The following is a 7,046-nucleotide window of genomic DNA, read 5'->3' as shown; positions in this document are numbered from 1 at the left end:
CCCCAGGGGTTGCCCTTCTTCTCCAGGTTCTTGAGCATCGTGCCCGCCTCGGACGGGAACGCGGACTCGATCATCACCTGGTAGCGGCGCATGTCGACGATGTGGTCGACGTGCTCGATGTCGACGGGGCACTGCTCGACGCAGGCGCCGCAGGTGGTGCAGGACCACAGGACGTCCGGGTCGATGACGCCGTTCTCCTCGGCGGTGCCGATCAGCGGGCGCTCGGCCTCGGCCAGCGCGGCCGCGGGCACGTCCTTGAGCTGCTCCTCGGAGGCCTTCTCCTCGCCCTCCATGGTCTTGCCGCCGCCGGCCAGCAGGTACGGGGCCTTGGCGTGCGCGTGGTCGCGCAGCGACATGATCAGGAGCTTGGGGGAGAGCGGCTTTCCGGTGTTCCAGGCGGGGCACTGCGACTGGCAGCGGCCGCACTCGGTGCAGGTGGAGAAGTCCAGCAGGCCCTTCCAGGAGAACTGCTCGACCTGGGAGACGCCGAAGACGTCGTCGTCGCCGGGGTCGGTGAAGTCGATCGGCTTGCCGCCCGACGTCATCGGCTGCAGACCGCCCAGAGCGGTCTCGCCCGTCGCGTTGCGCTTGAACCAGATGTTCGGGAACGCGAGGAAGCGGTGCCAGGCCACGCCCATGTTGGTGTTGAGCGAGACCACGATCATCCAGATGAACGAGGTGCTGATCTTCACCATCGCGGTGAGGTAGACCAGCGTCTGGAGCGTGGGGACGCTCAGTCCCTTGAAGGCCAGGACCAGGGGGTACGAGGCGAAGTACGCGGCCTCGTAGTGGTCCACGTGGTGGATCGCGCCCTCGAGGCCGCGCAGCGTGTAGATGGCGAGGCCGATGGTGAGGATGACGTACTCGACGAAGTACGCCTGGCCCGCCTTGGAGCCCGCGAAGCGGGACTTGCGGCCCGGGCGCGAGGGCAGGTTCAGCAGGCGGATCACGATGAGCACGGCGATGCCGAGGATCGTCATCACGCCGATGAACTCGATGTACAGCTCGAACGGCAGGAACTCGCCGATCCAGGGGAGCGTCCAGTCGGCCTGGAACAGCTGGCCGAAGGCCTGCGCCAGGGTCGGCGGCAGCGTCAGGAAGCCGACGGCGACGAACCAGTGGGCGAAGCCGACGATGCCCCAGCGGTTCATGCGCGTGTGGCCGAGGAACTCCTTCACCAGCGTCACGCTGCGCGCGTAGGGGTTGTCGGTCCGGGCGCCGGCGGGGACCGGCTGGCCCAGTTTGAAGTACCGGACGAACTGACCGATGGCGCGTGCGAGCAGCGCGACGCCGACCACGGTCAGGACCAGCGACACGATGATCGCGGCGAGTTGCATTTGGGGGCTCCTCGGGCCTGCGAGGGGACTTCGATCGAAATTACTAAGCGGTAACTTATGCAGTCCGTCTGAGACTACCCCGTATTCTCCGTCGCACTGTAGCGGGGGGCGGAGTGATCTGGGTCGCTGAGGGTTGCCTCAGAATCAGGGTCAATCCGGCCGTGTTATTCGTACCAAATTGGTACATTTATGACTAATTTATATCCGTGCTCTACGGGATCGCTGCCGCCACCGTCGCCCTGTTCCTCGCCGCCGTCCTCGCCGCGCTGCTGCGCGCGCCCGTCCTGCGACTCGGTCTGACCGACCGACGGCAGCGACAGCGGCGCGTACCCCTGTCCGGGGGCGCCGCCGTCGTGCTCGCCACCTGTGCCGTCGCGGTCGCCGGCGACCGTACGGGCGTCGCGCCGCTCGGGGACGGCATCGAGGTGCTGCTCGCCGCGGGCGGCGCCGTCGCCGCGCTCGGACTGGTCGCGGACGTGTGCCGGCTCAAGACGCGCTTCCTGGCCGTCGGCACGGCCGTCGCGGCGGCCTTCGTGGTGCCGTACGGGGAGATGTACGGGGGCGCCGGCACGGTCGCCGGGGTCCTCTCCGCTGCGGTGGGCGTCGGCTGGATCACCGTCGTCGCCCTCGCCTTCCGGGCGCTCGACCACGCCGACGGCGTGGCCGGGACGGTCGGCGTGCTCACCGCCTTCGGAGTCGCCGCGTGCGTCGCCGTCGAGGTCATGGACGGCCTGGTGGTGCTGCTGAGCGTCCTCGCCGCCGCGCTGACCGGGTTCCTGATGCACAACTGGCCGCCCGCGCGTGTCGCCCTCGGGGCCTGCGGCTCGCTCTTCGCCGGGTTCCTGCTCGCCTCAGCCGCCGTCTTCGCGCGCGCGGGGCACGATCCGCTCGTCGGGACGGGGGTGCTGTTCGCGCTCACCGCGGTCGGCGGGGCGGACGTCCTGCTGGTGGCCGTGTCGCGGCGGCTGGCCGGACGGCCCCTGCTGCGCGGCGCGCCCGACCATCTCGCCCACCGGCTGCGGCGGCTCGGGCTCACCGCCCAGGGCGCGGCCGTCCTGCTCGGCCTCGCGGCGTTCGGCGCGGTGCTCACGGGGGTGCTGGTGCACGCGGACGTGGTCGGGGCGCGGGCGGTGTGGTGGGTCGCGGGCGGGGCACTCGTCGTCGTGCTCGGGCTGCTGCGGGTCCCGGTGTACGGGCCGCCACGCGCGCGTGGACGCCGGCTCGGAGGCGCCCGACGTTCCCGGCGGGCGCAGGAGACCCGCGTCTCCCGGGAGGCGCGGCGCGCGCCCGTGTATGCGCCCCGGCGTCAATCCGAGGGGCGTGCGCATCACCCGGAACCCGGTGAAAGACGGGCTGGACGCGCTGTGTCGGCGCAGGTCAACGGCTCCTTGCGTGTAAGGAACGGATAAGAGTTGAGTGCGCTCGACTCAGGTCTGTTGACCGGGCGGTGAGCTTCGTGCACACTTGAGTCCGTTCCACTCAAGTCAGCTGGAGGAAGATCACCATGGCACGTGCGGTCGGCATCGACCTGGGCACAACCAACTCCGTCGTCAGCGTTCTGGAGGGCGGCGAGCCCACCGTCATCACCAACGCCGAGGGTGCCAGGACCACGCCGTCCGTCGTCGCCTTCGCGAAGAACGGCGAAGTCCTCGTGGGCGAGGTCGCGAAGCGGCAGGCGGTCACGAACGTGGACCGGACCATCCGTTCCGTGAAGCGCCACATGGGCACGGACTGGACGATCGAGCTCGACGGGAAGAACTTCAACCCGCAGCAGATGAGCGCCTTCATCCTGCAGAAGCTCAAGCGCGACGCCGAGGCGTACCTGGGCGAGAAGGTGGCCGACGCGGTCATCACCGTCCCGGCGTACTTCAACGACTCCGAGCGCCAGGCGACCAAGGAAGCCGGCGAGATCGCCGGTCTCAACGTCCTGCGCATCGTCAACGAGCCCACCGCGGCCGCGCTCGCGTACGGCCTCGACAAGGACGACCAGACGATCCTCGTCTTCGACCTCGGCGGCGGCACCTTCGACGTGTCCCTCCTGGAGATCGGTGACGGCGTCGTCGAGGTGAAGGCCACCAACGGCGACAACCACCTCGGCGGCGACGACTGGGACCAGCGCGTCGTCGACTACCTGGTGCAGCAGTTCAAGGCCGGCCACGGCGTGGACCTCGCCAAGGACAAGATGGCGCTGCAGCGTCTGCGCGAGGCCGCCGAGAAGGCGAAGATCGAGCTGTCCTCGTCCACCGAGACCTCGATCAACCTGCCCTACATCACGGCGTCCGCCGAGGGCCCGCTGCACCTGGACGAGAAGCTCACCCGCGCCCAGTTCCAGCAGCTGACGGCCGACCTGCTGGAGCGTTGCAAGACGCCGTTCCACAACGTCATCAAGGACGCCGGCATCAACCTCTCCGAGATCGACCACGTCGTTCTCGTCGGCGGTTCGACCCGGATGCCCGCCGTCGCGGAGCTCGTCAAGGAGCTGACCGGCGGTCAGGACGCCAACAAGGGCGTGAACCCGGACGAGGTCGTCGCCATCGGCGCCGCGCTCCAGGCCGGCGTCCTCAAGGGCGAGGTCAAGGACGTCCTGCTCCTCGACGTCACCCCGCTGTCCCTCGGCATCGAGACCAAGGGCGGCATCATGACCAAGCTGATCGAGCGCAACACCACGATCCCGACGAAGCGTTCGGAGATCTTCACCACGGCCGAGGACAACCAGCCGTCGGTGCAGATCCAGGTCTACCAGGGTGAGCGCGAGATCGCGGCCTACAACAAGAAGCTCGGCATGTTCGAGCTGACCGGTCTGCCGCCGGCGCCCCGCGGCGTCCCGCAGATCGAGGTCGCCTTCGACATCGACGCCAACGGCATCATGCACGTGACCGCGAAGGACCTCGGCACGGGCAAGGAGCAGAAGATGACCGTCACCGGCGGCTCCTCGCTGCCGAAGGACGAGGTCGACCGCATGCGCCAGGAGGCCGAGCAGTACGCGGACGAGGACCACCGCCGCCGCGAGGCCGCCGAGGCCCGCAACCAGGGCGAGCAGCTCGTCTACCAGACGGAGAAGTTCCTCAAGGACAACGAGGACAAGGTCCCCGGCGAGGTCAAGACCGAGGTCGAGGGCGCCGTCGAGGAGCTGAAGGCCGCGCTCAAGGGCGAGGACACCGCCGAGATCCGCACGGCCACCGAGAAGGTCGCCGCGGTCTCGCAGAAGGTCGGCCAGGCCATGTACGCCGACGCCCAGGCCGCGCCCGGCGCCGACGCCCCGCAGGGTGACGCGCCGAAGGCGGACGACGACGTCGTGGACGCCGAGATCGTGGACGACGAGCGCAAGGACGGTGCCGCGTGACGGAGGAGACCCCGGGCTTCGAGGAGAAGCCCGACGTCCCCTCCGGCGCCACCCCTGAAGACGCCGAGCCGAAGACCGCCTCCTCGTCCGCTTCGGCGGAGGGGGCGGCCCCGGCCGGGGACGCGAGCCAGACAGCCGGTCTGGTGGCCCAGCTGGACCAGGTGCGCACCGCCCTCGGCGAGCGCACCGCCGACCTCCAGCGCCTCCAGGCCGAGTACCAGAACTACCGCCGCCGGGTCGAGCGCGACCGGATCGCGGTCAAGGAGATCGCCGTCGCGAACCTCCTGACCGAGCTCCTGCCCGTGCTCGACGACATCGGCCGCGCGCGGGAGCACGGCGAGTTCGTCGGCGGCTTCAAGTCGGTCGGCGAATCGCTGGAGACCGTCGCGGCGAAGATGGGCCTGCAGCAGTTCGGCAAGGAGGGCGAGCCCTTCGACCCGACGATCCACGAAGCCCTGATGCACAGTTACGCACCCGACGTCACCGAGACGACGTGCGTGGCGATTCTGCAGCCGGGGTATCGGATCGGCGAGCGCACCATCCGCCCCGCGCGGGTGGCCGTCGCCGAACCGCAGCCCGGCGCGCAGGCGGCGAAGGCCGACGAGGCGGAGACGGGCGACGACAAGGAGAGCGGTGGCCCGGACGAGGGCTGAGCTCGAGCGAATGAGCGGACGGAAGGAGGGACGTCGAGGATGAGCACCAAGGACTTCATCGAGAAGGACTTCTACAAGGTCCTCGGCGTCCCCAAGGACGCCACCGAGGCCGAGATCAAGAAGGCGTACCGGAAGCTCGCCCGCGAGTACCACCCGGACGCCAACAAGGGCAACGCCAAGGCGGAGGAGCGCTTCAAGGAGATCTCCGAGGCGAACGACGTGCTCGGCGACCCCAAGAAGCGCAAGGAATACGACGAGGCACGCGCTCTCTTCGGCAACGGCGGCTTCCGCCCGGGCCCGGGCGCGGGCGGCTCCTTCAACTTCGACCTGGGCGACCTCTTCGGAGGCGGCGCCCAGGGCGGCGGCGCCCAGGGCGGCTTCGGCGGCGGCATCGGGGACGTGTTCGGCGGCCTGTTCAACCGCGGCGGGGCGGGCACGACCCGTACCCAGCCCCGGCGGGGCCAGGACATCGACACCGAGGTCACGCTCACGTTCACGGAGGCGATCGAGGGCGCGACCGTCCCGCTGCGGATGTCCTCGCAGTCCCCGTGCAAGGCGTGCTCGGGAACCGGCGACAAGAACGGCACACCGCGCGTGTGCCCCACCTGCGTCGGCACCGGCCAGGTGGCCCGGGGCTCGGGCGGCGGCTTCTCGCTCACCGACCCCTGCCCCGACTGCAAGGGCCGCGGCCTGATCGCCGAGCACCCCTGCCTGGACTGCAAGGGCAGCGGCCGCGCCAAGTCGTCGCGGACCATGCAGGTCCGCATCCCCGCGGGAGTGACGGACGGCCAGCGCATCCGGCTGCGCGGCAAGGGCGCCCCCGGCGAGCGCGGCGGCCCCGCGGGCGACCTCTACGTCGTCGTCCACGTCGGCGCGCACCCGGTGTTCGGCCGCAGGGACGACAACCTGACGGTGACCGTGCCGGTGACGTTCACCGAAGCGGCCCTCGGCGGCGAGGTCAAGGTGCCCACGCTCGGCGGCCCGTCGCTGACCCTGAAACTCCCGCCCGGCACGCCCAACGGCCGCACCATGCGGGCGCGGGGCAAGGGCGCCTTCCGCAAGGACGGCACCCGCGGCGACCTGCTGGTCACCGTCGAGGTGAGTGTCCCGAAGGACCTGTCGGGGAAGGCTCGTGACGCACTGGAGGCGTATCGCGAGGCGACCGCGGGCGAGGACCCGCGGGCGGAGCTGTTCGAGGCCGCGAAGGGAGCTTGAGAGTGATGGACGGCCGTCGGCGTAACCCGTATGAACTGACTCATGAGACCCCGGTCTACGTCATCTCGGTGGCGGCCCAGCTCTCCGGCCTGCACCCGCAGACCCTGCGTCAGTACGACCGTCTGGGCCTGGTCTCCCCCGACCGCACCGCGGGCCGAGGCCGCCGCTACTCGGCCCGTGACATCGAACTGCTGCGCACCGTCCAGCAGTTGTCGCAGGACGAGGGCATCAACCTGGCCGGCATCAAGCGGATCATCGAGCTGGAGAACCAGGTGGCCGCGCTCCAGGCCAGGGCCGCGGAGCTGGAGGCCGCGCTGGACGGCGCGGCGGCGGCCATGCAACAGCGGGAGGCGGCCGTGCACGCCTCCTACCGGCGGGATCTGGTGCCGTACCAGGAGGTGCAGCAGACCAGCGCGCTGGTGGTCTGGCGTCCGAAGCGGCAGCATCCGACGCCCGACTGAGACGCCCCCCCCAGGGCGTCAGGCGCGGCGCACGAGG

6 protein-coding genes are annotated in these 7,046 nt (G+C 70.3%); 5 read left to right on the top strand and 1 reads right to left on the bottom strand.

Annotated elements, in window-relative coordinates; genetic code table 11:
• On the bottom strand, nt 1–1,337 hold a 1,337-nt coding region (locus tag ABT300_RS08805; RefSeq protein WP_351673498.1), incomplete at its 3' end, for a 4Fe-4S dicluster domain-containing protein.
• A gap of 206 nt (nt 1,338–1,543) precedes the next feature.
• Between ABT300_RS08805 and ABT300_RS08800 the strand changes: the two genes are divergently transcribed.
• From ABT300_RS08800 to ABT300_RS08780, 5 genes are all read left to right on the top strand, one after another.
• Nucleotides 1,544–2,746 (top strand): MraY family glycosyltransferase, encoded by a 1,203-nt coding sequence (locus ABT300_RS08800; protein ID WP_351673496.1) that lies wholly within the window; start codon nt 1,544–1,546, stop codon nt 2,744–2,746.
• A gap of 95 nt (nt 2,747–2,841) precedes the next feature.
• Nucleotides 2,842–4,680: a molecular chaperone DnaK gene (dnaK, locus tag ABT300_RS08795; protein WP_351673494.1), complete on the top strand. Its 1,839-nt coding sequence runs from the start codon at nt 2,842–2,844 to the stop codon at nt 4,678–4,680.
• Nucleotides 4,677–5,333, top strand: coding sequence for a nucleotide exchange factor GrpE (gene grpE / locus ABT300_RS08790; protein WP_351673492.1), 657 nt, complete (start codon nt 4,677–4,679; stop codon nt 5,331–5,333). Before dnaK ends, grpE begins: the two co-directional genes overlap by 4 nt.
• A 39-nt stretch (nt 5,334–5,372) precedes the next feature.
• On the top strand, nt 5,373–6,548 hold the full coding sequence (gene dnaJ / locus ABT300_RS08785) for a molecular chaperone DnaJ (protein WP_351673490.1): 1,176 nt from the start codon (nt 5,373–5,375) through the stop codon (nt 6,546–6,548).
• Between the two features lie 5 nt (nt 6,549–6,553).
• Entirely contained in the window at nt 6,554–7,009 is a 456-nt protein-coding gene (locus ABT300_RS08780; protein ID WP_319275822.1) for a heat shock protein transcriptional repressor HspR, read from the top strand.
• Nucleotides 7,010–7,046 lie beyond the last annotated feature (37 nt).

The sequence above is a fragment of the Streptomyces sp. NPDC001027 genome, assembly GCF_040299045.1.
Taxonomy (GTDB): domain Bacteria; phylum Actinomycetota; class Actinomycetes; order Streptomycetales; family Streptomycetaceae; genus Streptomyces.
This window is presented reverse-complemented; position numbering and strand designations above follow the sequence as displayed.